The sequence below is a fragment of the Ochrobactrum chromiisoli genome (assembly GCF_026241335.1).
GTDB lineage: Bacteria > Pseudomonadota > Alphaproteobacteria > Rhizobiales > Rhizobiaceae > Brucella > Brucella chromiisoli.
In genome coordinates, this window is sequence record NZ_JAPHAV010000010.1 from 21,946 (window position 1) to 48,620 (window position 26,675).

Genomic DNA, 26,675 nt, shown 5'->3' on the forward strand with positions numbered 1-26,675 from the left:
GGATGAGCGGTTATCTCATGGGTTCGCTGATTGGCGGTCACGGTATTGCGACAATTGCAGGTGTTGTGGTGGTTGCGTTGCTGTCGGGCTTGATCAGTGGCTATGGCGCAGCGGTTTCGGCTGGTGCTCTTCAAATGCTCGTTATGACCATTGTGGCGGCACATGTTCATTCGACAGCGTCAGTCTGGCTGATGCCATCGCTTTTTGCCAGCGGCGCAGCCTTTGCCGCCACTTTGCTTGCAGTCGAAGCACTTGTGAGTCCCAAGAGACCGGAGCGTGAGATCGTATCAGGCCTGCTTGACGCACTGGCTAATCTTGCACGGACCCTCATCCAGGCAAGGCCAGGTGACACCAGTGTTGAAACGGCTATTCGCGATGTCCATAATGCGCAGTCAAAAGCATATGCAGCCCTGATGCATAATCAGCTTCAGGCGGATGGGCGTTCGGTTGCCAGAGACTGGAGCGCGAATATTCTTTCCATAACGGATCGGATAGCCGCTCTTTTAAGTGCATCCTCCGACAACACCACTCTATTGAAATACGTTGCGGATCGATTGGAATTTCTGGCGAAAGCGATCATGTATAAGGCCGCGCCGAACCCGATGCAGATTGATAGTCAGAACAATAATCCGCTGATGTATAATGTCTCGCAGTTATCCGACATTATATGGTCACCTAAGCAATCTGCCCAATCACTTTCTCTGCTGCATTTATTTTCGCTTGATCGCTCTAAGCCGGGTTTCAGTTTTTCCCGATTGAAGGCTCGATTGCTGCTGGGGCCTGAAGTTGTGGGTGCTGCGATCCGGCTTGCAATCTGCATGTTGATCGCGATGGTGGCTGAGTTTACAGCGCCCGGTTATCGTTCTTATTGGATACCGCTTTCCGTGGCCGTTATTCTAAAGCCGGATTTTGGATCGGTTTTTGTGCGGGCGGTGCAGCGAAGTGCAGGGACATTTATTGGCGTATTGATTGCGACGGCGATCTTTATGATCTTGCCGAAGGATTTTTATCTGGTTTTTGTGATCGCAATTCTGAGCGCTGTTATGCCGTGGGCGGCGCTTAAAGGGTATGCTTTGCAATGCACTTTCCTGACACCGCTGATACTTATCCTGATGGATTTGATCGTGGCGGGCCCGACTGTCAATTATGGGGTCCAGCGTCTTACCGATACAGTACTTGGCGCGGGCATAGTTCTGGTTTTTGGTTATCTCATTTGGCCAAAATCGATAGATAAATCAATTAAGTCCAACTTCTCCAAAGCTCTTGTGATGATTGCAGATTATCTGCGCAGTACCGCTTTGAATTCAACGGATACAGCTGATGCCGCGCCTCAAATTTTTGATCAAAGCGCGATAAAACGGCATGCCGCTTACAGCGCATTGTCCAATTTGCGCGTTCAACTTCAGCGTTCAACCTCAGAGCCTCCGCCTGCGAGTACGGAAGCGCTGGCATGGTTGCCGGCAATTGCCACTGCCGACAGAATATGCGAGTGCGTTACCAATTACGCTCTTGTCAGTGACAGTGGCGATAGAACATCAGATTCTGAAATCGCCAGTGAGTTAGCAGATATGCTGGAGGGGATTGCCAATCCAAAGGATGGCGAGGTCAGTCAATGGGATGAGCTTGATAAGCTTCATCAACGTATACATGACGGCGGTGTAGATAAATCTTTGGTAGACCTGTATGAAAATTTACTAAAAATAAAAGGCATATAGGGACGCCAGAAGAGTTTGATCAATCTGTAAGGCTAAAATGCTGGTCTTTATTTTTTGAATTGTTGCTTCCTTCAACGATTTTGACTAAAGACCAGAATTTTAATCACAATTTTATTTGATCAAGAGATGATCAACCTGTTTTTACGCACTACCCAACGCAAAACCCATCCCCGTACCAACAGCCTGTTCCGGCTTACATTCCCTTTCATAATTGGCGTTCACGTTCGGTTGCTTACAGTGCAATCCAGAAGTGCCCTTATGATGAGAGGATTACCGGGATGTTGGCTTGCTCAAGTATACTGGATAAATTCGGGGACGGTCTCTCATTTGTGATGACCGTTGTAATGTCGTAAACTGAACCGAGTTTCACCATGGCGCGTTTGCCAAATTTCGAGCTGTCTACTGCGAGCAGTTTGTGCGCAGCCTGTCGGAGAGCTGCCGAAACGACAGCTACTTCTGTGTGATCGTCGTCGCAAAGGTCGCCGTCATCATCGACGCCACTGACGGAAATGATTGCATAGTCAAACTTGAAGCGCCGGATGAAATCCGGCGTATCTTCCTGAAACATTCCACCATCGATAGGCCTTACGAAACCGCCGGGAACAGCGAGCGTGAAATCCGTTTTCTCACTAATAATGGCGGCTGATCGCAGGCTGTAAGTGACGATGTGTAGCTGTGTTTTGCCGATAAGCGCATTGGCAATGGCTTCGCATGTGGTGCCGGTGTCAAGAAAAATAGTGGCGTTGTCAGGAATGAGCGCCACAACAGCTTCGGCAATGCGCGCCTTCTCATCTGTTCTGTCATGTCTGCGCTGACGATAGGTTATCGGATCAAGCGGAGCGAGTTGCGATACGCCACCATGCAGCCTTCTGACTTTGCCCTGACGCTCCAGATCAGCAATGTCACGCCGCGCCGTCTGTGTGGTGACGCGGAATCGCCCGGCGATCTCTTCAAGAGAAACATAATGGCTGTTCTCAATCCATTGCAGCAGCATCTGCTGCCGTATTTCCTTCTTCGTGCCACCGGATCCAGAAAGTTCGCTCATGCTCGCCGTCGCATCCTTTTGCGGTTGGTTGCTCAGATCCATCTGTCATTCTCGGGTTGAAATAGGCAAGGAAATTGTAGGGTTAGACAGCAAGCATCTAACTGAATTGGTAGCAAATAAAAATGTAATATTAATGACATTTATTGTTCGAAAATATCAAAATCCCAATATCGAAATCCAGATGGCGAGAGAAATGTAATAAAAGTGACATTGAACTCTGTCATTTCAGCATCAGGTGACGTTGAATGATCAATTCAGCTGTCACAGTGATGGATGGGAAGAATTTTCCTAGAAAAGGACTGAGGGATGGCACAGGGAACAACAAAGAGTAGCCGAAAATTTCTGGGTTTGACTGGACGGCTCTTATGTGGTGTCGCAATTGCAGGCATTGCCGCTGCTCCAGCACATGCCGCGGAAAACTATGACATTCGCGTCATGACGCTCAACATCTGGAATAAATTCAAGCAAAATCCGGAGTTGATAGCGGATTTCATGGCTGCCGCTAATTTCGATGTTCTTGGAATGCAGGAAGTCAATAACAGCACCTACGTCACCCGCATACCAGATTTTCTCGAAACTGCCGGTCGCGGTAAGTATGGGAATGTGCAGGTCAGTGATGTAGGTATTATATCCCGTTTGCCGGGGTCCTTCGGTACAATTAATCTGGGAGGGACAACGCAAGGCCGCTACGTTAGCTATACCCAGCTTGATGCTCAAGGTTCCCGCCCGCAGACGATGATCGGTACGGTTCATCTCGATTACGCTGACAGCTCGAACAGTCGCGTTAGCGAAGCGAAAGCGCTCAATGACTGGGCGAAAGGTTCCACGCAGCCAATTATCGTGCTGGGTGATTTTAACGCGGGTGACGTTTCTGAGCGTGGCCTTCATCACGTTGATGCGCAGATCCGGCTGATGCAGCAGTCAGACGGCAATACTTTTTATCGTGACCTGTCGCGGCAGTACGTTCTCAATGCCAACCAGTCGACGATGCGTGCAGTGATTCAGGACGCGTATCCCGGACAAAACATCGACAATCTGTCATGGAAGGAGTGGGGCGATGCTCTTTCTAGCGCCTATAAAGCAGGCAAGGATGTTGGTCTCTTAGAGGAAACCTACCCGGTTGATAACAACACGCCTGTTACGATGAATGTGCTCAAAAAGCAGTATATGCTGCTTCAGACCGATGCGATCCGCGAAGGTTTCAAGCCTCACGAACTTAATGATGGCAGCACCACATGGCCGTCGGCAGGCGAAGACGCGACCAATGTTTGGGCAAGCTGGGACCGCGCCAAAATCGATCATTTCCTTGCTTCGCGACCGTTCGGCAAGTGGTACGCAATCGTCGATGATCCCAATGATCCTTATACAGGTGTGGTCAAGGATATCTTTGTTACCAGGCCGGATGGCACCAAGACACCAATTTCCGATCACGAGCCGGTCGCACATGATTTTCGCTGGGTTGGCCCACAGCTTCAAACCTATACAGAAAACGGCGCCAGCAAAACGCGTCTTGTCTGGGGGGCGGGAGCTTATGGTTTCGAAGACAAGAACAAAGAATTCATTCTTACCCGAAACAATCAGCGCACAGATCTTTATCTCGGTCAGATTTCGGATGACGACGGCAAACCAATCATCGATGGTTTGACACTTGAAGAAAAGAAGACGCTGCTTAACTGCAACAGTACGGATGCACGTTTCCAGGAGGCAATCAAGGACTATTGCATTGATGATCACTCGTTCATCGGGGAAACAGCCGTAACCGACGGAGGGACGATCCTTGTCAATGAAGATGCAGCCTTGGGAAATGCTGATGCTCGTCTGCGCCTGATCAACGGTGGCTTGCGTATCACTGGTAGCGACATGAAAACACTTGATCGCACAGTGTCCCTTGAAGGGCTTGGCTGGATTGATATTGCTGACGCGAATAATCGCGTTACGCTGTTGCAGCAAGCCACGGGCGAAGGCGCTTTGCTCAAGCGCGGAGCCGGTACGCTGGTTCTCGGTGAGGCCAACAGCTATACGGGCGGTACTTTGGTTGAAGCTGGCATGCTTCAGGCTGGCGCTGCAGGCTCGTTTGTCAACAATACTGCCTTTGTTGTGAATGGCGGAAAGCTTGATCTCAACAATTTTGATGTGACCATGTCATCACTCACGGGCGAGGGCGGTGCTTTGAGCCTTGGCTCAGCAGCAGTGGCCATAAACCAGTCAGTCAATACGCGCTTCGACGGCGATATCGATGGTACAGGCAGTCTTAGCAAATCAGGCGCAGGTGTTTTGGTTCTGAACGGCGTCAATACTTATTCGGGTGGAACCACTGTGAAAGAGGGTGGGCTCATCATTGGCGATGCATCCCATTCCAATGCGTTCCTTGGCGGCATGGTCAGCGTGGAAAAAGGGGCTTATCTTGGCGGTGAAGGCATTGTCGGCGGACTTTATGCCGGAGCTGGCAGCGTCATTGCCCCTGGCAATTCCATTGGTACACTGAAGGTTGCTGGCGATCTGACATTTGATGCAGCAGCCACTTATGTCGCTGAAATCGACGCTTCCGGTAAAAGCGATCGTATCGATGTCAGTGGAACTGCAACGCTTGGCGGCGCAAAGGTCTATGTCGAAAAAGCAGCAGGCACCTATATGCCGGGTAAACGCTATATCATTTTGAGTGCTGAAGGCGGCATCATGGGCTCGTTTAGCGATTTCACTCAGAACATGCCATTTGTGGACCTTGGTTTGGCTTACGATGCTAACAAAGTTTACCTCGACATTGCTCGTAACGCTGTCGATTTCACTGCCCCAGCAAAGACAAGCAATCAGAAGTCTGTAGCGGTAACGGTCGAGGCTCTTGGCGCAGGTAATGCTGTTTACGATACGGTGGTCATGCAACAGAGCGCAGACGATGCACGGCGCGCATTCAATGCGCTTTCAGGAGAAATCCACGCATCAACCAGAACTGCACTTATTAACGACAGCTCCATCATTCGCAATGCTGCTATGGATCGTATCGGCGCGGCCTTTGGCAGAGATGAAAATACGTCTGCTATTGCAACGGATGCGGATTCTGCGCAGCGCGCCGCAATTTGGGGGCAAGCGCTCGGTCAATGGAGTGAAACCGGAGCCGATGGAAATGCTGGCAAGTTGAAGCAATCGACCGGCGGCTTTGTCGCTGGTTATGATGCAGAAGTCTTTGAAAACTGGAGACTAGGCGCACTTGCGAGCTATAGTCGTACCAGTTTTGATGTGAATGATCGCAGCTCGTCGGGCCACAGCGACAATTATCATCTTGGTATTTATGGTGGTACGCAATGGGACCAAACCATGCTCAAGGCAGGTCTCGCCCATAGCTGGTACAAGATCGAAACCGACCGCTTCGTTGCATTCCCTGGGTTCTCTGAAAGCCTTGATGCTGATTACAATGCAAATGCATTCCAAGCATTTGGTGAATTATCTCACCGTTTCGATCTGGACGGAACAGCGATAGAGCCATTTGCGAATGTTGCGGTGGTTCGTCTGCAGACCGACCGGTTCAATGAGCATGGCGGCAATGCAGCCCTCCATATTGGAAAAGAAACGACGACGGCCGCGTTCACCACGCTTGGTCTTCGCGCTTCTGCTCCAGTCGTGTTCCACAGCATGAATGCCAAGCTAAACGCTACGGTTGGTTGGCAGCATGCCTATGGCGATACCGTCCCAACGGTGGCAGCCGCCTTTGATGCCGGAACAGTATTTGAAGTGGGAGGTGATCCAATTGCCAAGGATGCTGCAATCATCAAGACAGGGTTTGATATCGATCTCGGCAAACAGACGACGCTGGGGCTCGAATATTCCGGGCAATATGGTTCGAACTTTACTCAGAACTCTGGCAAAGCCAGGCTCAGCGTAAAGTTCTAATCCCCACCCAGAAGAATCTATCGCCAGCAAAAACCTGATTTCGCTGGCGATAGAAACACAAACTGCTTCGCATTTTCGCTGGAAATACGTTAGCCGTTTATTTCCGCCAGTGCCTGCGTTTCGTCGGTGTCGATAGGACATGGCCGGCGATACGACGGTCCATGCCGAAAGCGATTGCGTCTATTCTCAGCTCATCAGATTCTGAAGGAGTGGTGGAATGCGTGGCGCGGATATTTTGGTGCAAATGCTGGTTGGCTACGGAGTTGAGACAATCTTCGGGGTGCCCGGTGATACCAACGTTCCATTCTATGAAGCATTGCAACAACGCGAAGGCGAAATCCGTCATATCATGGCACGCGATGAACGTTCTGCCGGCTACATGGCTGATGCCTATGGACGCTTCTCCAATAAGCCGGGGGTCTTCGAATGTCCGTCGGGCGCAGGTGCCATGTACTCGCTGCCGCCCGTTGCTGAGTCAAACGGCTCGTCTATCCCGGTTATCCTGCTGACGATCGACATCCCGCTGCCGGGCGAAGGGCGTGGTGTTCTGACCGAACTTGACTGCGCCAAACTCTTTGAACCGGTGACAAAGCTCTCGGTGCAAGTAAAATCAGCCGAGAAACTGCCAGAAATCATCCGTCGTGCGTTCCGTGTCGCCTGTTCCGGAAAACCGGGCGCGGTGCATCTCCAAATACCTGAGGATATGCTGCTTGCGGATGTCGATCCGACCCGAATATCCTTGCATGTGGAAGAAGAGTGCAAAACCTTCCCGGCTTTCCCGACGCTGCCGCCAAAAAAGAAGCTCTACGAACTAGTGGAACTGATTGCCAGGGCTGAGCGTCCTTTGATTGTTGCAGGCGGCGGTGTCAACCGTGCCCATGCGGGCGGGTTGATTACCAAGTTTGCCGAACGTTATGGTATTCCCATGTGCACGACGATGACCGGTCAGGGGGCTATTGATGACGATCACCGTCTCGCCATCGGCGTGATTGGGGATAACGGTTATCATCCGCATGCCAACTGGGCTCTGGAACATTCCGACTTCACGCTTTTTGTCGGTTCGCGCATCGGTTCTGTGGTGACAATCGGTTGGACTTTCCCGAAGATCACACTCAATAGACGCCTCGCGCAGATTGATATTTCGCCAGAAATTATGGCTAACAACTATGAAAACCTGCTCTCCATTCAAGGTGATGCGTTGCTGGTTATGGATGAGTTACTGCAAATTGAGCTGACTATTGAGCCTGAAAAACACGATCGCTGGATTGAGGAGCTGAATGCGCATCGCCGCGAGTTCTGGGAACATGCCGAAGAAGCTCTTAGCGATGAACGTGTTCCCTTGCGCCCTGAGCGCGCCGTGCGTTCCTTCAACGAAGCGCTGCGCCAGTCTGGAAAACCGGCACTGATCTATTCGGATGCAGGCACGCCCACACCCTATATGACCCGTTTTCTCAAGATCAACGACAGCGAAACACGTTTTGCCATTCCCCGCGCTTTCGGCGGACTGGGCTCAGCTCTCCCTGCAACGGTGGGTGCATGGCGCGCCGATCCCAACAAACGCCCCATCGGGCTGTTTGGCGATGGTTCTTTTGGGATGACGGTAGGCGAGCTTGAAACGCTGGTGCGTTTACAGGTACCAGCGATCCTTATCCTATTTAACAATGGCACTTTTGGCTGGATCAAAGGTCTGCATCGTCTCAAAGGGCACAATCAATGTTTCGGCGTGGATTTTCTGGCACCGAAGGGGCAGGCAATTGCAGAGGCCTATAGCCTGAAGGCCTGGACTGCCAAGACGGCAGATCAACTCGATAATGCGATGGCGGAAGCGTTTGCTTGGAATGACGGCCCCTGTTTTATAGATGTCCATGTTGAATCGATCGCCGAGCGTGTGCCGCCGGTCTATTCATGGATTCTAAAACGCGGCGAAGACCCGCTCAATTTTAAGCCTGTTGAGCGTTCTTACGCCTGAATTTGCGACGCCGCAGCCAGAGAGTGTCTGTGGCGTTTCGCTTCTGCTATGAAACCGTCGCGAAACAGGTGAACATTTTTGGAACCCTGACGGGCCTGTGCCACACAGAGGAAATAGCTTTCTCCCGATGTTTGCACACGATCAAGCGCAAGCTTGAGTTTTCCTGATCGCAACTCATCCTGCACGAAAATTCTGGGCGCTATGGCAAGGCCCATACCGGCGACAGCACATTCGATAATGATGTCATGCGTTGGCAGACGCGGTCCAAAAATACGCTTATTGTAATGGATGCCGGCACCGCGCAGCCAGTGTAGCCAAAGGCTTGGCCGGTTTGAGTTTTGAATGAGCGGAAAGTCGAGCAGTTCGACATCTCCTGCCAGTCCGTTTTCAGGAACAATATCCGGAGAACCGACGACCACAAGTTCTTCAGGGAAGAGCAGGTGGCTGCGGACATTCACCCAGTTTCCGATACCACGCAGGAGAGCGAGATCAAGGTCGGATTTGCTCCAATCTAGGTCATGGGTGCAGGGAAACACTTCAAACCATATTTGCGGATGCGTTTTGGCGATGGCGCTGATAATGCCCGGCGCCCATTTCCGCATCAGTGTTGGCGGTAGCCCGATCTTGAGCAAGCTTTGCGTTTTGTATCCACGCACCGCGTCCATTGAGACTTCTTCAAGCTTTGCCAGGATGCGTGACACTTCTTCGTAATAGCTCTGCCCTTCTTCCGTCAGAACCAGACGTGGGCCCGCGCGCTCAAAAAGCTTAAGCCCTAGAAACAATTCAAGATTTTGAATCTGGCGGCTAACGCCGCTTTGCGTCATGCCGAGATTTTCGGATGCACGTGTGAAACTTAGATAACGCACGGAAGCATCAAAAGCGTGTAGCGCAGAAAGAGATGGAAGAAAGCGGCGCATCGGATTTCCTCGGAATTTCGTCATGAGTTTAAGTCATGCTTAATCCAATTTTCAATGCTTTTATTTGATGAAAAAGAGCCGCATTCTCTCTAAAAAATAAACATAAGGGAACACGATGGACTACGGTGATAGTATCGACCGAAATCTGGTCAGTATCCTGGAAGAAAACGCGCGTTTGCCTGCAAGCGAGCTAGCCCGGCGCGTGGGTCTTGCTCGGTCGAGCGTTCAGGAGCGGATTGGCCGTCTTGAGCGACGCGGCGTTATCCTTGGCTATCGGGCGATTGTTCGTCGCGCGCGAGATGACAATAGCATTTCGGCTTATATGTTTATCAATGCATCGCAGCGAGTTTTGCAAAGGCTCTTTAAAACCCTGCGAGCTTATCCAGAAATTTTGACGGCTGACGCGGTCAGTGGACCTGCAAATATTTTCTGCCATGTACATGTTGGCTTTCTTGAAGATCTTGAAGCGCTCATAGAAGAACTTGCGCAAATCGAGGGCGTTGAGAACATCAGTTATTCAGTCGTGCTTTCAAATAAAATTAATAGGGAAGGCAGCTTTGCAGTCATACGTGCATAATCAAGCCGATTCCATAATGAGGGAAACAACAATGAACAGACGTGAGTTTATGCGGGCGACGCTTCTGGGTGGTATAGCAATGATGGTTGCACCGGGCCTTTCATGGGCTTCTGATGAGGGTGCGACGCTGAAATCCATCAAGGACCGCGGCGCCCTGCGCATTGGTGTTTTTAACGGCACCGCGCCATACTATCAGAAAGACCTCATCACGGGTGAATGGAACGGCTTCTGCGTTTCCATGGGCAAGGACTTTGCGGAGTATATCGGTGTTCCGCTTGAAATGGTCGAAACCACTTGGGGCAACTCCGTTATGGATCTTCAAGGCGGCAAGATCGACATTATGTTTGCATTGAGCAACAATCCTGAGCGCGCCAAGGCCGTTGATTTCACGGCGGCTATGATGGACAACACGTTCACGGTGATCGCAAATAAAGACCGTGATATTAAAACATGGGAACAGCTGAACAAGCCTGAAATCCGTGTCGCTGTCGATCTTGGTTCAACGCAGGATCTATTTGCCCGCAAGACGCTTCCAAACTGTACACTTGTTGCTCTCAAAGGTGCGGAAGAAACAGTGATTGCGCTCCAGTCGGGCCGAGCGGATGCAATCTTGCAAGTCGCTTTGATGTCAGTGGTGACAGCGCGCAAGCTTGGTCCGAACTACAAAGTTTTTGTACCAGAACCGCAAGATAGCCAGCCAACCACTATCGGCGTGCGCAAGGATCCAAAGGGCGAGTTCCGTGATTACGTTGATGTCTGGCTCAAAAAGCGTCGGGAAGAGGGCAAGGTAAACGAGTGGATTGTCAATAGTTTATCACTTGTTGGTGTACAACCATCTGACCTGCCGCCAACCCTTAAATTCTAAAGCGGCAGCCATCATGCATCATCAGAAAAATTCACTCGGTGTCATCATGCTTGACACCGGTTTCCCGCGGCCGCCTGGAGATGTTGGCAATCCGGCATCTTGGGAAATGCGAGTACGCTTCAAGAAAGTCAGCGGTGCATCGCCCGACAAAATCATCCGCCAAGGTGGGGTGGGGTTGATTGATGACTTCGTTGTTGCAGGCGAAGCATTGATCGCTGAAGGGTGCAGCGCACTGGTAACGTCGTGTGGTTTTATGGCCAGACATCAAAGCACACTGAGTGCTAAATTATCAGTGCCGATTGCCACTTCCAGCTTGCTGCAATTGCCGATGGTTGGTGCATTGATTGGGCAGAAACGCAAAGTTGGCGTCATTACCTATGATGAAACGAGCCTGGATGCGGCGATTTTTGCGGCCTGTGGGGCCGATATCCATACACCCCGGATTGGTATGCCAAATGGGGGGGCGTTTCGCGACTTGATTGAAGGCAGCGGGAATTACGACCGTATGGCATTAGAGGCGGAGATACTGGGCGCCGCACGAGAACTGAAGTCACGCGAGCCAAATCTGGGTGCCGTTGTTCTTGAATGCACGAACATGCCGCCATTTGCACAAGCCGTGGCTAAGGAATGCGGCGTGCCGGTTTTTGATGTGCTGTCACTTGGGCATTGGCTATTCGGCTCAACTTCTCTCCGTGCCTTTGCCGGGGTGTCAGAAAGAGTGAATTAATGGACTATCAATGGGACTTTTCCGGCCTTTGGCAATATCGGGGATTATTCGTTCAGGGGCTAGCTTATACTGTTGGCTTCACGATTATCAGCGTCATTTCCGGTGTTATAGTCGGCACGGTCTTTGCCCTCGGCAGGCTTTCCGGCAATAAGATCATCACCGCACCTATCATGGCAGTGGTTGAGATTTTCCGCTGTACACCTGTACTGGTGCAGCTCATCTGGTGTTATTATGCCCTGCCCATGCTGGTTGGATTTGAAATTTCGCCAGCTATGGCGGCTTTCATCACACTCACCTTTTATGGTGCCGCATTTTACGCGGAAATCATTCGTGGTGGTATTGTTTCGATTGATGCGGGGCAATGGGATGCCGGGCGCGCCATCGGTATGCGCCGCGGCCAGCTTATGGGAAAGATTATTCTGCCACAGGCGCTGCGCCGTATGGTTCCGCCGCTGGTCAATCAGTCAGTCTTGCAGCTTAAGAACACATCGCTTTTGTCGGTTCTTGCTGTTCCCGATCTTCTTTATCAGGGTCAGCTTGTCACCTCTGCAACTTATCGACCGCTCGAAACCTATACCCTGATTGCCGTACTTTATTTTGCAGTTCTGTTTCCTCTGACACGTCTCGCCCATGGATTGGAGGGGAAGCTGAAATGACGAACTGTATCAAGCAGGCAATCCTCGTGGAGATAAACCATGAATGCTGAACCGATGATCGAAGTGCGTGGGCTGAAAAAATCCTTTGGCGACATTGAAGTGCTGCGCAATATAAGCCTTACCGTTGAGCGTGGGCAGGTTGTGGCGCTGATTGGGCCGAGCGGCTCCGGTAAATCGACATTGCTGCGCAGTCTCAATCTGCTCTCGTTGCCCGATGCCGGGTACATCGCAATCGGTGAGCAGAAGATAGATTTTTCGTCAGGGAACGTATTACTCAAGGACAAATATCTCGCGGCATTCCGCGCCAATACCGGAATGGTGTTCCAGAACTTCAATTTATTTCCGCATATGAGCGTTCTCGATAACGTCATGATCGGACCGGTTACGGTTCTTAAACAGGACAAAAAAACAGCACGTCAGCTGGCCATGGAATTATTGGACAAGGTCGGGCTTGCAGCCCGTGCTGACGCCAGACCAGAGCAGCTCTCAGGCGGTCAGAAGCAGCGTGTTGCGATTGCAAGGGCGCTCGCGATGCAGCCCGATGTGATGCTGTTTGACGAGGCAACATCGGCTCTCGATCCGGCGTTGGTTGGTGAAGTTCTGGCGGTTATCAGGCAGCTGGCGGAGCAGGGCATGACGATGATCCTGGTGACCCACGAAATGGCTTTCGCCCGTGATGTCGCTGACAAGGTCATCTTCATGCAGGACGGTTACGTTGTTGAAACCGGCGATGCTCGTCAGGTGATTAATCAGCCCCAGAAAGCAGAAACCCGAGAGTTTCTAAGCCATTTCCACGGTGGTCTCGCATAAATGCACGCGCAGAATGGATAAATGTCATGACAGCCAATGTTATTGTCGTCGGAGCTGGCATTATTGGCTCCACAACCGCATTGCGGCTCGCCGAAGCCGGTCTGAAAGTAACACTCTGCGACGGTTCAGAACCAGGGGGCGAGCAAAGCGCAAGCTATGGCAATGGGGGCTGGATCAGCCCAGCTTCTATTATTCCCATGAGCATTCCGGGACTATGGCGGAAGGTTCCCGGATTTCTGCTCGATCGCAACGGGCCACTGACCCTTGATTGGAAATCGGTTCCAAGGTTGACGCCATGGCTTTTGCGTTTCCTGCTCGCAGGCGCCACAAAATCGCGGGTGACAAAAACTGCGGCCAAGCTCAATTGGCTGCTTCATGATGGGCCGAAACGCCACCTTGAGCTGGCCAGCAAGACGGGGCAGGAACATCTTATCGTGCAGAAGGGTTTGCTTTACGCCTATCCTGATCGTGCTGCCTTTGAAGCTGAAGCGCTTAGCTGGCAGCTGCGGCGCGATAACGGCGTTGTTTTTGACGAATGGCAAGAAGTACAGCTTCGCGAACATGTTCCCGCGCTTGGGGGCAATTTTCGCTTTGCCATTCATGTGAAGGAAGGTGCCCATTGTCTCGATACCGGGACCTATGTCGCAGGTATTGCTACACAGGCGGAAAAAGCGGGCGTCCATCGCGTGCGCATGAATGTTGTCAGGATACTTACCGGTGTTTCGCCACGTGTCGTCTTCGACAACAATGAAAGTATTACCGCCGATTATATTGTGCTTGCCGCCGGTATTCATTCGAGACGCCTTATGAGCGATCTTGGCATGCATGTGCCCATGCAAAGTGAACGGGGCTATCACGTCACACTCCCGATGAAGAAAGTTCCTTTTGATATTCCTATTATGCCGAGTACAGGGCGAATGGGAAATACGCCGACCAATATGGGCTTGCGGCTTTCCGGTCAGGTTGAACTTGCAACGATTGACAAGGCTCCTGACTGGCGACGTTCAGAGGTGCTGTTAAAACATGCTTTGTCAAGCTATCCCAATCTAGCAAAGCAGGATTTAAAACATCTCAAACTGTGGATGGGGCATCGCCCGTCGCCCGCAGACGGGGTTCCGGTGATCGGTAAACTCACACGTCATCCAGGACTTATTGCAGCCTTTGGTCACGGCCATATTGGGATCGCCACCGCCCCTAAAACTGCCGAAATGGTTCTTGATGCGATCAATAATACGTCTTCCGAAAGAGCGCACGCTTTCTCACCAGCACGCTTTGGCCATTAGAGCATCTCTAATGATTCAATTAGAGCAGGAAATGTCGGGGCCAACTATATAGTTATGGCGGCATCCCCCGGCGCGCGCTGGTTTGTGATGTCAGAAGATTTAGGCCTAATAGCTCACAGTGAAGCGCTGCCAGACGTGAGCAGGCGTCTCGATGTCGCCGGCCACAGCGGTGACACCAGAAAGCGCAGCGATCTTGGAGGGGGCGCGGGGAATTGCGGAGACGTCGTGACTGCGGTTGGAGAGCTCGGCCAATATGCGCGAGCCTGCTTGGCCCGAAGCACCGATTAGAGCGATTTTCATGGTTCTACCCATTGCTGGTCGGTTGCACGGAAGCAGTCAAATCTTCGATCGCTGCCAACAAACGGTCGGAGCCTTGATAGAGAACGTCGCCATTGAGCTGGATTGGCCGACCGTCCACGACAACGATTAGTTGCGGGACGCCTTGAATGCCCAAGTCGTGCATTCGGGCCTGCGTCGCCTCCATGCGTTCGAGGGTGCGTTCGCGCAGATCGACATCGTTTTTCAAGCGTTCAGAAACCCCTTCGATAGCCAGCTCAAAGCCGTGTTTGCGGGCGACCGCGACGGCCACTTTGGCAACTTCTTTTTCTTTGGCCGTGTCGTGCCCTTCGACATAGCGGGCGAGCTGGACCGCATGCAGGAAAGCAGGCTCGAGCGGTGCCTCAAGCTCGCCCAGAGCCTGAAGTGCCAGCGTCGCGGGCGCTGAAGTAAAAATACCGGTGGAAGAGAGCAGAACGTTCTGATGGTAGGCCTCTGAGAATGGCTGGCCGGTCAGTGACTGGATACGTTGATCATTGCGCCAGGCATGATCTGATATCGCGGAGATGGGGCGGCTGCCATAGAACAGGCCCGAGGGCATCATGCGCAATGCGCCGGGAAACTTGCCGGCAAGACCTTCCAAGGCCGGTGCGCTGGCGTAGCACCAGCCACAGAATGGATCGAAGAAATACTGGAGTTCAATAGTGTGGGTCATTGCGGTGTCCTTTTGTTTAGGACATATATACTGTTGCATAGAGCGGAGATAAACGGCGCTAAGGTCGACACAGTGTTGCATAAAATGAGCGAATGGCATGGACAGGATCACGGCAGCACGCGTGTTCATCGAGACGGTTGAGCGCGGCAGTGCTACGGCAGCCGCCGAAGCTCTTAGCATGTCGCGAGCCATGGCATCGCGCTATATCGCCTCTATTGAGGGCTGGTCGGGCACGAGGCTGCTGCACCGCACGACCCGGCAGCTCAGCCTGACATCGGCTGGAGAGCGGGTCCTTGAATTATGCAAGGAAATGGTCCGGATCGCCGACACTATCACCGATGTGGCAATGGATGCGGGAACACCAAGGGGCCGACTTCGAGTTACGGCACCGAGCATTCTGGCCGATGCGTTGCTGATCCCGCTGCTGGCAAATTTTTCTGGCGATTATCCGCACATCAAGGTTGACCTTCTAATCTCCGACCGACCGGTTGATCTTGTTCAGGACCGGATTGATGTCGCCATCCGGATTGCAAACACTCTCGACCCCTCACTTATCGCGAGGCGACTGGGCTCATGCCCGTCACAGCTCTATGCAGCGCCTGCCTACCTAAAGGCTCATGGGCAACCCGGCGGTGTGGAAGACTTGAAAGAACATTACTGCTTGACCTATACCAACCTGGGTGGCGCCGAGTGGACGCTGGGGAACGGGCGCGTTCAGATCGCGGTGCCTGTTGCCGGAAGCTTCCAAACCAATGATGCCTTGGCGCTGCGGCGAGCCGCGATCGCCGGAATGGGCATAGCCATGTTGCCGACATTCGCAGCCGATCAGGACGTTCGGGATGGCAAGCTGGAGGTGGTGTTGGCAGAATGGCAGCCGGAAGCATTAGGTATTCATGCGCTTTACGCGTCGCGGCAACATCTTCCCATGGCTGCCCGGGTTCTGATCGACTTTCTCGCCGATACCATGGCCAACTAGGTGTTTGATCCCGAACTTTGATGGTGCACTATTTTTCATTGAATGGCAGGAGGCATGATGGGCCAAGTTCTTCATGGGAAACGAAGTGCAAGATACTGTTGACTGGTTTGGATAGCCGATGCAGATCTTATAAGAAAGTAACAGCCGCCAAGATTGGGTAGGCCGCTGGCGGCTATTGGGAACAGTGATTTCACCATGGGAATCAATCGGTGAAACAGGGAGCAGGTCGTCGGTGTCCTGGATCTCCTGGCGCGGCTGTTACGTCATTTTTCATTATTGCACAGGCTATTTGTCATGGCAGACGTGTCTTCAGGACCCAAATCGTCTGCTCCCGTATTTGGGTGCATGCCAGACCTTTGCTCTGAAGCAACGGTTATGACTTGTAAATTTCGCATTACTAATATTCACGAAAAATCAAAATCATAAAATGATTGCTTTAGTAGAAGAGTGATCCTTTTTATTTTAAATCATTAATGTATAATATTAGTAATATAAAATTATATTACAAGTTATTGTAGGTTATTTACGTTTTATATTTACAAAATATTCTTACTATAACATATTTGTTACCAATATTCTGTTGAATGGCCGGTGGGCGAGATTAAAAGGCACAATCGACCAGCATCTCGTTTTGATGGCGCAGGGCGATGTTTTATGCGGGGTGCGTGTCCTCACGCATGTTGAATGGGGTGATCCAATTTGGGCGTTGAAGCTGTCTGTAGGGGGAATGGTCATTTGCGCAGAAAAGCTGGGGAAGCGTCGCTGCGGCGTGTTCGCCTTGCCGTTTGCAGCCCGGGTCTTCTTCATGCCTGCTGCGGCTTCCGCGATGCGCCGCGTGTGTTGTTCTTGCCATCGCCACCGTGTTTTTCTTTAGGGCGGTTCGCATGTCGGGCGGGTCGCCGAACCCCGATTTTCCAGTTTTAGGTTCAACGCTGCCGGGCACGGCGGCGCTTTCAATGCATGTTGAAGAGGTATTGCGCAATGAGCGTCCCATATATTGCTTATAACCGTCGTTCTGTGGCCGCACCGTTGTTGGCGCAGGCCCCCGCTTCGGGTCAGATCGCCATTATGCCCACCCGATGTCTTTCACAGGCCCGCAGCATCCTCAGCGCATTGTCTCTGACACTGGCGCTCTCTGTCTCAAGCCTTGCGATCACAACATATGAGGCAAAGGCGACTGATTATACGACGCAAGTATCAAATCAGGATCTGAATCCGGGAGATACGGTTAATACAGTTACTACGTCCAGTACGGCTGGTTTTCCTTCTTATTCTGTTACTGCGGGAACATATACTGTAAATAGTGCAACAATAGAGATTACTCTTGGCTTAGTGAATGACGTTGCTTCTGCCGTTCTGGCGCGAGGTACTGGCGCTCATGCGATTATAACCGGTTCCATTATTCGTGCTCATACCGGTACTGGGATACAGGCTCAAGGTCTCCGTGCGGATCAAGGCGGCACAATTACTGTCAGTGGCACAACCGTAGCAGTAGATGGTGAGAGCGCAGTCGGCCTAGCGGTGGATGGTGCTGGCAGTACGATTAATGTGAATAGCAGTACGGTCATAAACGTGGCCTCACCGGGCACCGACAACTGGAGTTATGGCGTTGCTGCGTACGGTGGAGCTAGGATGTTGTTTGATGGCGGAGGCAAGGTTGCCGGCACGGTTCTGCCCACCATCACTTTAGGAGTGGGCTCAACAACAAGCAAGGCAGCGTTCGGTGCGAGTGGAGCTTCTACGCTGGAGTTCCGTGATATTGATTTCACGCGGGAGACCCTTACGCTGAATGGGGGGTGGACCGCAGATTCAGCGGATACTAATTCCATAATATCATTCACGCATGGCACAAATGCTGACAACCAGAGAGTTCGTGCTGAGCGCGGCGGGAAACTGGTGTTCACAGACACATCCAGCGCCACGGGCTCCACGTTTCTTATAAGTGATAGCGGTACGGCACTTGATTTTTCCGAGAGTACGTTGGGTACGTTTTCGGTCGGCTCTCTTTCTGGCAACAATGGGTTTGTGACACTTGGCACCAACACGTTTGAAGTAACGGGCAGCAGTGACGATACCTATAGCGGCGTGATACAGGGCACTGGCGGCTTCACCTATAGCGGCACGGGGACTTTTACGCTTGGTGGCGCGAACACCTATACGGGTGGGACCGTTGTCAATTCGGGTAAATTGATTGTCAGCGCCAATGCCAATCTTGGTGCTGCCACGGGAGCGCTCGGCTTCAATGGCGGCACGCTTCTGCTGACGGACAGTTTTGACAACAGCCGTGCGGTGACGCTTGGGATGAATGGCGGCACCATCCAGACGACGGCAGAGAAGACCAATAGTTTCTCGGGCAAGGTGACGGGCGCTGGTAGTCTGACGAAGACAGGTGACGGCACGCTTGTTCTCTCGAGCACGGCCAGTGACTATACGGGCGGCACGCAGATTGATGGCGGTGTTGTGTCGGTTTCGGCCAATGCCAATCTTGGTGCTGCCACAGGAGCGCTCGGGTTTGATGGCGGCACGCTTCTGCTGACAGACAGTTTTGACAACAGCCGTGCGGTGACGCTTGGCACGAATGGCGGCACCATCCAGACGACGGCAGAGAAGACCAATAGTTTCTCGGGCAAGGTGACAGGCGCTGGTAGTCTGACGAAGACAGGTGACGGCACGCTTGTTCTCTCGAGCACGGCCAGTGACTATACGGGCGGCACGCAGATTGATGGCGGTATTGTGTCGGTGAGTGCAGACCGCAATCTTGGTGCGACGACAGGTGCGCTCGGCTTCAATGGCGGCACGCTTCTGCTCACAGACAGCTTTGACAACAGCCGTGCGGTGACGCTTGGCGCGAATGGCGGCACTATCCAGACGACGGCTGCGAAGACCAATAGTTTCTCGGGCAAGGTGACGGGCGCTGGTAGTCTGACGAAGACCGGTGACGGCACGCTTGTTCTCTCGAGCACGGCCAGTGACTATACGGGCGGCACGCAGATTGATGGCGGTGTTGTGTCGGTGAGTGCAGACCGCAATCTTGGTGCGACGACAGGTGCGCTCGGCTTCAATGGCGGCACGCTTCTGCTCACAGACAGCTTTGACAACAGTCGTGCGGTGACGCTTGGCACGAATGGCGGCACCATCCAGACGACGGCTGCGAAGACCAACAGTTTCTCGGGCAAGGTGACGGGCACGGGCAAACTAACGAAGACCGGCGACGGCACGCTTGTTCTTGCGGGCACGGCCAGCGACTATACGGGCGGGACGCAGATCAATGGCGGTGTTGTGTCGGTGAGTGCAGACCGCAATCTTGGCGCTGCTACAGGAGCGCTCGGCTTCAACGGCGGCACGCTTCTGCTCACAGACAGCTTTGACAACAGTCGTGCGGTGACGCTTGGCACGAATGGCGGCACGATCCAGACGACGGCTGCGAAGACCAACACCTTCTCCGGCACGGTGACGGGCACGGGCAAGCTAACGAAGACCGGCGACGGCACGCTTGTTCTTGCGGGCACGGCCAGTGACTATACGGGCGGCACGCAGATTGATGGCGGCGTTGTGTCAGTGAGTGCAGACCGCAATCTTGGTGCGACGACAGGTGCGCTCGGCTTCAACGGCGGCACGCTTCTGCTGACGGACAGTTTTGACAACAGTCGTGCGGTGACGCTTGGGACGAATGGCGGCACCATCCAGACGACGGCTGCGAAGACCAACACCTTCTCCGGCACGGTGACGGGCACGGGCAAGTTAACGAAGACAGGCGACGGCACGCTTGTTCTTGCGGGCACGGCCAGCGACTATACGGGCGGGACGCAGATCAATGGCGGTGTTGTGTCGGTGAGTGCAGACCGCAATCTTGGTGCTGCCACAGGAGCGCTCGGCTTCAACGGCGGCACGCTTCTGCTCACAGACAGCTTTGACAACAGTCGTGCGGTGACGCTTGGCACGAATGGCGGCACCATCCAGACGACGGCTGCGAAGACCAACACCTTCTCCGGCACGGTGACGGGCACGGGCAAGCTGACGAAGACCGGCGACGGCACGCTTGTTCTCTCGAGCACGGCCAGTGACTATACGGGCGGCACGCAGATTGATGGCGGTGTGCTTTCGGTTTCGGCCAATGCCAATCTTGGTGCTGCCACGGGAGCGCTCGGCTTCAATGGCGGCACGCTTCTGCTCACAGACAGCTTTGACAACAGTCGTGCGGTGACGCTTGGCACGAATGGCGGCACCATCCAGACGACGGCTGCGAAGACCAACAGTTTCTCGGGCACGGTGAACTCACCAAGGCGGGTTCCGGCACATTGGTTCTGACCGGAGCCAACACCTACAATGGCGGCACCGAAGTCTCAGGAGGTATCCTGCAGATTGGCGATGGCCACACAACGGGATCGATCCTCGGCAATGTCACGGTCGACGCGGGCGCGGCGCTTGCCCTCAACCGCTCGGACAATGTGACCTATGCCAGTCTCATCAGTGGTGCAGGCAGTCTCCACCAGGATGGCGCGGGTATGCTCATCCTGACCGGAACCAACACCTATGCCGGCGGTACGGTGATCTCTGCCGGAACACTGCAAGTCGGCGATGGCGGTACGGCCGGTTCTATTCAAGGGGATGTGACCAACAACGCCACGCTTGCCTTCAATCGCAGCAACGGTCTTGATTTTAGCGGCAAAATCTCTGGCTCGGGTGCGCTGAACCAGATTGGCGCGGGCAGTCTCACGCTTTCAGGCGACAGCAGCGCGTTCACCGGCACGACCGATGTCACAGCCGGCAGTCTCATTGTGACCGGAACGCTCGGTGACGCAACCTCTACGCTCCAGGTAGCCTCCGGCGCATTCCTTGCCGGCTCCGGCACGATTGGCGGCGACACCACAATCGCCAACGGCGCAACGCTTACAGGCCTCGCTGACAACACATTGACCTTCAACGGTAACTTGAGCCTGGGCGCGACCTCGGTTGTTTCCGTCACCTACGGCGCCGAGTTCGGACAGCCTTTCTTCGATGTGAAGGGCAATCTTGCGCTTGGCGGCAAGATCAATGTCGCGGATTTCGGCGATAACGGGCCAGGAATCTACCACGTGTTCAACTATGGCGGCACACTCAGTGGCACGATTGCCGTTGGTGACATGCCACAGGGGGTGGATCCAGCCAAGATCACTGTCCAGACCGCCATGACGGGGGAAGTCAATCTTGTGAACGCGGAAGGGGCTGTCCTGAACTTCTGGGATGGAGGCGATGCGGCAAAGCACAACAACGGGACCGTCGAGGGGGGAGACGGGACATGGAATCTGCTGAATAGCAACTGGACTGGGTTGCCTGACTATACTCTCAACGGCCCCTGGGCGAGTGGTGAGTTTGCGGTGTTCCAGGGCACCAAGGGCACGGTAACGATCGACAATACAGGCGGGCAGGTCTCGGCAACAGGTCTCCAGTTCGCCATCGACGGTTATACAATTAAAGGCGGAGATCTGGAACTTGCGCCATCGGCGGACGAACCCGACGAGGTTCCTTCGATCAGGGTTGGGGATGGTGAAGACACCGATGTCGGCAAAACGGCAACGATCGAGGCAAAGCTGACCGGCTCATCCGGTATGGAGAAGCACGGCGTAGGTACCCTTATTCTGACCGCCGACAACAGCTATACCGGCGGGACGGTGGTCGCGGGCGGCACGCTGCAGCTTGGCAATGGCGGTACAACCGGCAGTGTCGCAGGGGACATCAACCTTGGTTCGACGGCCGCTAGCGCCGGCACGCTTGCAATCAGCCGCTCCGGTATGGTGACGGTTGCAAACAACATTTCCGGAACCGGCCATATCGTGATTGACGGTCCGGGCACGATCGAATTGACAGGCACCAATGACGAACTGGCCGGAGCCTTTATTCGCCACGGAACCCTCGTCGTGTCCGGGGATGCGAACATGGGCGCATCGGGCAGCAGCGTCGAGATCGAGAATGGCTCGGTGCTGCGCTTCGGTTCCTCTTTTGACAGCGACCATAACTATGTGCTCGCCAAGGGCGACGACAGCAATGGCGGCATGATCGAGACGACAGGAACCAACATCAACAGGATCACCACGGCGATCACTGGTCCCGGTTCGCTCATCAAGGAAGGTACGGGCACGCTCGTGCTTGCTGCCGACAGCAACTATGCGGGTGGTACGACGGTCTCTGGTGGCACTCTTCAGATCGGTGACGGAGGCACGACGGGCCGCGTCGACAATGCCATCATCAACAACGGTGTTGTGGCCTTCAACCGTTCTGATGCTGTCGCTATGGGGAATGTCATTTCGGGTGCGGGCTCTGTCCAGCAGATCGGTTCTGGCGCGCTGACACTGACAGGGGACAACACCTATTCGGGCGGCACGACAGTATCGGCTGGCACGCTGATAGTGGCGAAAGACGAAAATCTCGGCGACAAGGCAGGTGGCTTGACCATTGACGGTGGCCTCTTTGAGAATAGTGGCGCCATCACGACAAGCCGTAATGTCACGATCGCAGCCAATGGCGGTACGCTCCAGACTGATGCCAGCCTGACGCTTCAAGGGGCCTTTGATGCTTCCGCTTCGACTGCGGGCTGGCACAAGACCGGGACTGGTGAACTGGTCTTCGATACGGGTGCGACCGGCGATGTCGGTAGCGGCGCGGCAATCGATGCAGGCAAGGTTACTGTCAAGGGCAGCATGAGTGGCGACTACATGGTCAATTCTGGCGCGACGCTGGATGTACTGGGCAGCCAAAACGGTAATATCTCTGTCAATGACGGCGGTATGCTGATGGGCGGCGGAACCGTCGAAAAGAACGTGACCGTGGCAGACAATGCCATCTTGCAGGGCAAGGGCGGTCAAACCCTGACAATCGGCGGCGATCTCGTGCTTAATACGGGTAGTCAGATAAATGTTACGCTCGGTATGCCAAGCAACACTGCACTTTATGATGTGAAGGGCGATGTGACGCTTGCCGGCACACTCAATATCTCCGATGGCGGCGGCTTCGGCGCCGGTATCTATCGTCTCATGGACTATAACGGCAATCTGACCGACAATACGCTTGCGATCGGATCGACGCCGGGGGGAACGGACGCAGCCCGCATGTGGATCGATAATGATGCTGCCAACAAGCACGTCAATCTGATGAACTCTTCTGGGGTGCATCTTGATGTATGGGAAGGCGGCAACGGCACCTGGAACCTGGTTTCAGATCACACCAATGACGTGTGGACCGACAATGGTGATCATATCATGGGTGCCTATGATCAGGGCTCGTTTGCAGTGTTCCGCGGCACGACCCAAGGGGCGACGACCACGGTTACGCTGGACAACAGCGCCGGACAGGTCACAGCCTCCGGTATGAACTTCGCCAGCGATGGCTATATCCTCAAGGGTAGCCCGCTCAACCTCGACAATACAGCCCAACCGATTATCCGTGTTGGTGACGGGACCGATGCTGGCAAGGCCATGACGGCCACCATTGAAGCAGAGTTGCAAGGTACCAAGGGCATAAACAAGACCGACTACGGTACGCTGATCCTGACCGGAGCAAACCACTATAGTGGTGGCACCACGGTGACTGGCGGCACTCTGCAGATCGGCAATGGTGGCACAAGCGGCAGCATCGACGGCGACGTCAATCTCGCCAGCGACCTCTACGGCCACGGAACGCTTGCTTTTGATCATTCGGGACCGACACTTTTTGCCGGTAATATTTCTGGCGCGGGCGATGTCATCCAGAAAGGCAGTGGCACCACCACTTTCACCGGCGACAACAGCTATTCGGGTGGTCTGACCGTCGAAAATGGCAAGGCGCAGGCCGGCGTGGCCGGTCATGCTTTCGGCACTGGCGTGTTGAAGGTGAAGGATGGGGCAATTGCTGATCTCGACAGTTTCGACACGACGGTTGGCGGTCTGGCAGCCTTTGACGACACCAATGCGGTCGGTGATGGCAAGATCACGCTCGGCACGGGCAAGCTCACGGTTGTCCAAAACTTCGACAGCCGATTCTCCGGTGTTATCTCTGGCTCGGGCGGCTTCACCAAGGCCGGGTCTGGCGAACTGACGCTGAACGGTATCAACACCTATGGTGATGTTACCAATGTCGATGGCGGTTCGCTGAAGCAGGGGGCAGCAGGTGTCTTCAATACCGCATCGTCGGGTTACATTGTGGGAGCCAACGGCACACTTGATCTGGGTGGCTTCGACACAACGCTTGCTTCGCTCTCCAATGCTGGCCGCATCACCTCCGGCATTGAGACCGCAGGCACGTCGCTCACGGTCAATGGAAACTATGTCGGCAATGGCGGCACAGTTGTTATCAACACAGTACTCGGTGACGACAGCTCGAAGACTGACATGCTGAAAGTCGGCGGCGATACGTCGGGTACAACCAGCCTGAAAGTGATAAACCGGGGTGGGCTTGGTGCACAGACAACCAATGGCATCGAAGTTGTGGACGTTGCGGGTGACTCCAAGGGTATTTTCTCACTCGTCAGCGACTATACCACGAAGGACGGACAGAAAGCGGTTGTTGGGGGCGCCTATGCCTATACGCTGCAGCAGGGCTCCGGCAATAAGGATGGCAACTGGTATCTGACCAGCCAATATACGCCAGGTCCCGGTCCGAACCCTAATCCCGATTGCGTCGGCGACAACTGTCCGAACCCGACCCCCAACCCGCGCTATAATCCCGGCGTGCCTGTCTACCAGGGCTATGCGGAGAACATGCAGGCCTTGAACAAGCTGCCAACGCTTCAGGAACGTGTTGGTGAGCGTTACTGGACAGGCCGGAACGGCGATGGCCAGGCCAATGGCGCCGTGGTTGACAGTCGCGGTATCTGGGCGCGTATTGAGGGAGCACATAGCCGTCTGGAACCGCAGAGCGCTACCGGTGCAAAACAGGACATCAACACCTTTATCATGCAGGCGGGTGTCGATGGCCAGTTCTATGAGGATGAGAATGGTCGGTTGGTTGCCGGGATCACAGGCCAGTATGGTACTGCCCATGCAAGTTCCAGTGCGCTGGCAGGCGATGGAACAGCCCGCACCAATGCCTGGAGCCTTGGTGCGACCGCGACATGGTATGGCAACAACGGCTTCTATGTCGATGCCCAGGGGCAAGTGACATGGTTCGACAATGATCTGAACTCCGATACGGCCAATACCGGCCTTGTGGACGGTGCGAAGGCCTATGGCTATGCAATGAGTGTTGAAGCAGGCCAGCGTGTTGCAATCAACGATCACTGGTCGCTGACGCCGCAGGCGCAGTTGATGTGGTCGTCGCTTGATGCCGATGCCTTCCATGATGTGTGGGGCAGTCGTGTCCATATGCAGGATGGCGACAGCCTGACCGGGCGGTTTGGCGTTGCCGCCAGCTATGACAACAGCTGGAAGGGCAATGGTGGTCTGATGGTCAACACCTCCGTCTATGGCGTCGCCAATCTCTATCAGTCCTTCCTCGGTGGCACGCGCATTAACGTCGCCGGTGTGAATATCGACACCGACAACGACAAGACCTGGGCCGGAATCGGCGCCGGCGGTACCTATGCCTGGGCTGACAGCAAATACGCCGTTTATGGTGAGGGCTCGATCAACACTTCCCTCAACCACTTTGCCGACAGCTATGAGCTGAAGGCAACCGTCGGCTTCAAGGTGAAGTGGTAGAGCGCAAGGGCTAGCCTCCCAGAGACTGAACTCCCGAAGATGGGCCCCTGGATTTAAATCCGGGGGCCAACACCATTCTTCAAAGATCCCGTCTGAGGGCTTCTCCCGATGAAGCATGGTCCGGAATATCACTTCGACCTCGTGGTATAGAACATCCCGGATATGGTTGATCTGGACTGCCGCGCCAGTCGCGCAAAACCTGTCCCCGCAATGCGACTGCAGGCAGAGAAAGCCGTCTGCATCCCCTCACAAACCTTCCCTCAAGCAACCGTTCCAAAGGATTGACAATGAACGACATCGAACACCTCCATCAACTGATCCTCAATCTGGCAGCGCGACTGCAGGCAACCGAAGCTATTGCCAATACCGCGATCAGTATGATCTGCGCCATGGATGACAAGAAGACCGGAGCAAAAGACAGGTTCCTGAAAGAAATTTTCCCGATGCTCCTGAATAATGCCGCAATTGCTCCCGCACAGGCCACGAAGCCGGAGCTCGATCAATGGATGCGCCAGCGGGAGCAGGACTTTCTCAATGCCGACCTCCAAAAGATTACAACCCACATCGAGCAATTGCGCGCTCGGGTAAAATCAACCGTCAACTGAGGTA

At 53.9% G+C, this 26,675-nt stretch carries 16 protein-coding genes and 1 pseudogene; 13 read left to right on the forward strand and 4 right to left on the reverse strand.

Annotation, left to right across the window (positions count from 1 at the left end; translation table 11 throughout):
- Window positions 1–191: 191 nt before the first annotated feature.
- A complete protein-coding gene (locus OPR82_RS16385) occupies window positions 192–1,715 on the forward strand; it encodes an FUSC family protein (RefSeq protein WP_407673270.1) in 1,524 nt (507 codons plus the stop codon).
- 256 nt (window positions 1,716–1,971) lie between these two features.
- Here OPR82_RS16385 and OPR82_RS16390 read toward each other — a convergent pair whose 3' ends face one another.
- A complete protein-coding gene (locus tag OPR82_RS16390) occupies window positions 1,972–2,802 on the reverse strand; it encodes a DeoR/GlpR family DNA-binding transcription regulator (protein WP_265986044.1) in 831 nt (276 codons plus the stop codon).
- Window positions 2,803–3,066: 264 nt separating this feature from the next.
- Here OPR82_RS16390 and OPR82_RS16395 point away from each other — a divergent pair, with 264 nt between their 5' ends.
- The gene (locus OPR82_RS16395; RefSeq protein ID WP_265986046.1) at window positions 3,067–6,645 is read left to right on the forward strand and encodes an autotransporter domain-containing protein; all 3,579 of its coding nucleotides are present in this window, start codon (window positions 3,067–3,069) and stop codon (window positions 6,643–6,645) included.
- A 217-nt stretch (window positions 6,646–6,862) separates the two neighbouring features.
- Window positions 6,863–8,614, forward strand: coding sequence for a thiamine pyrophosphate-binding protein (locus OPR82_RS16400; RefSeq protein ID WP_265986048.1), 1,752 nt, complete (start codon window positions 6,863–6,865; stop codon window positions 8,612–8,614).
- On the opposite strand, the gene OPR82_RS16405 is transcribed toward OPR82_RS16400, so the two are convergent.
- A complete protein-coding gene (locus tag OPR82_RS16405) occupies window positions 8,605–9,531 on the reverse strand; it encodes a LysR substrate-binding domain-containing protein (protein ID WP_265986049.1) in 927 nt (308 codons plus the stop codon). The genes OPR82_RS16400 and OPR82_RS16405 overlap by 10 nt on opposite strands.
- 115 nt (window positions 9,532–9,646) lie before the next feature.
- Between OPR82_RS16405 and OPR82_RS16410 the strand changes: the two genes are divergently transcribed.
- Genes OPR82_RS16410 through OPR82_RS16435 form a run of 6 tightly spaced genes read left to right on the forward strand, consistent with a single transcriptional unit; the run spans window position 9,647 to window position 14,449 of the window.
- Window positions 9,647–10,108, forward strand: coding sequence for an Lrp/AsnC family transcriptional regulator (locus tag OPR82_RS16410; protein WP_265986050.1), 462 nt, complete (start codon window positions 9,647–9,649; stop codon window positions 10,106–10,108).
- Window positions 10,109–10,139: 31 nt separating this feature from the next.
- The gene (locus OPR82_RS16415) at window positions 10,140–10,973 is read left to right on the forward strand and encodes a transporter substrate-binding domain-containing protein (protein WP_265986051.1); all 834 of its coding nucleotides are present in this window, start codon (window positions 10,140–10,142) and stop codon (window positions 10,971–10,973) included.
- A gap of 13 nt (window positions 10,974–10,986) precedes the next feature.
- A complete protein-coding gene (locus OPR82_RS16420) occupies window positions 10,987–11,700 on the forward strand; it encodes an aspartate/glutamate racemase family protein (protein WP_265986052.1) in 714 nt (237 codons plus the stop codon).
- Window positions 11,700–12,356: an amino acid ABC transporter permease gene (locus tag OPR82_RS16425; protein ID WP_265986054.1), complete on the forward strand. Its 657-nt coding sequence runs from the start codon at window positions 11,700–11,702 to the stop codon at window positions 12,354–12,356. Before OPR82_RS16420 ends, OPR82_RS16425 begins: the two co-directional genes overlap by 1 nt.
- 39 nt (window positions 12,357–12,395) lie before the next feature.
- Complete coding sequence (locus OPR82_RS16430) at window positions 12,396–13,166, forward strand: amino acid ABC transporter ATP-binding protein (RefSeq protein WP_323054562.1); 771 nt, start codon at window positions 12,396–12,398, stop codon at window positions 13,164–13,166.
- A gap of 26 nt (window positions 13,167–13,192) precedes the next feature.
- A complete protein-coding gene (locus OPR82_RS16435) occupies window positions 13,193–14,449 on the forward strand; it encodes an NAD(P)/FAD-dependent oxidoreductase (RefSeq protein ID WP_265986056.1) in 1,257 nt (418 codons plus the stop codon).
- A gap of 141 nt (window positions 14,450–14,590) precedes the next feature.
- On the opposite strand, the pseudogene OPR82_RS16440 reads toward OPR82_RS16435, so the two are convergent.
- Window positions 14,591–14,749 (reverse strand): annotated as a pseudogene (locus tag OPR82_RS16440) (NAD(P)H-binding protein); the annotation flags it as partial.
- Window positions 14,750–14,753: 4 nt separating this feature from the next.
- Entirely contained in the window at window positions 14,754–15,440 is a 687-nt protein-coding gene (locus OPR82_RS16445; protein ID WP_265986058.1) for a DsbA family protein, read from the reverse strand.
- Between the two features lie 97 nt (window positions 15,441–15,537).
- Here OPR82_RS16445 and OPR82_RS16450 point away from each other — a divergent pair, with 97 nt between their 5' ends.
- From OPR82_RS16450 to OPR82_RS16465, 4 genes are all read left to right on the forward strand, one after another.
- A complete protein-coding gene (locus OPR82_RS16450) occupies window positions 15,538–16,416 on the forward strand; it encodes a LysR family transcriptional regulator (protein ID WP_265986059.1) in 879 nt (292 codons plus the stop codon).
- Between the two features lie 981 nt (window positions 16,417–17,397).
- Window positions 17,398–20,724, forward strand: a complete 3,327-nt coding sequence (locus tag OPR82_RS16455; RefSeq protein WP_265986060.1) for a beta strand repeat-containing protein — start codon at window positions 17,398–17,400, stop codon at window positions 20,722–20,724.
- A complete protein-coding gene (locus OPR82_RS16460) occupies window positions 20,715–26,066 on the forward strand; it encodes an autotransporter outer membrane beta-barrel domain-containing protein (protein WP_265986061.1) in 5,352 nt (1,783 codons plus the stop codon). Before OPR82_RS16455 ends, OPR82_RS16460 begins: the two co-directional genes overlap by 10 nt.
- 287 nt (window positions 26,067–26,353) lie before the next feature.
- Window positions 26,354–26,671 carry a hypothetical protein gene (locus OPR82_RS16465; RefSeq protein ID WP_265986155.1) on the forward strand — a complete coding sequence of 106 codons (318 nt, stop codon included), beginning with the start codon at window positions 26,354–26,356 and terminating at the stop codon, window positions 26,669–26,671.
- Window positions 26,672–26,675: the final 4 nt, after the last annotated feature.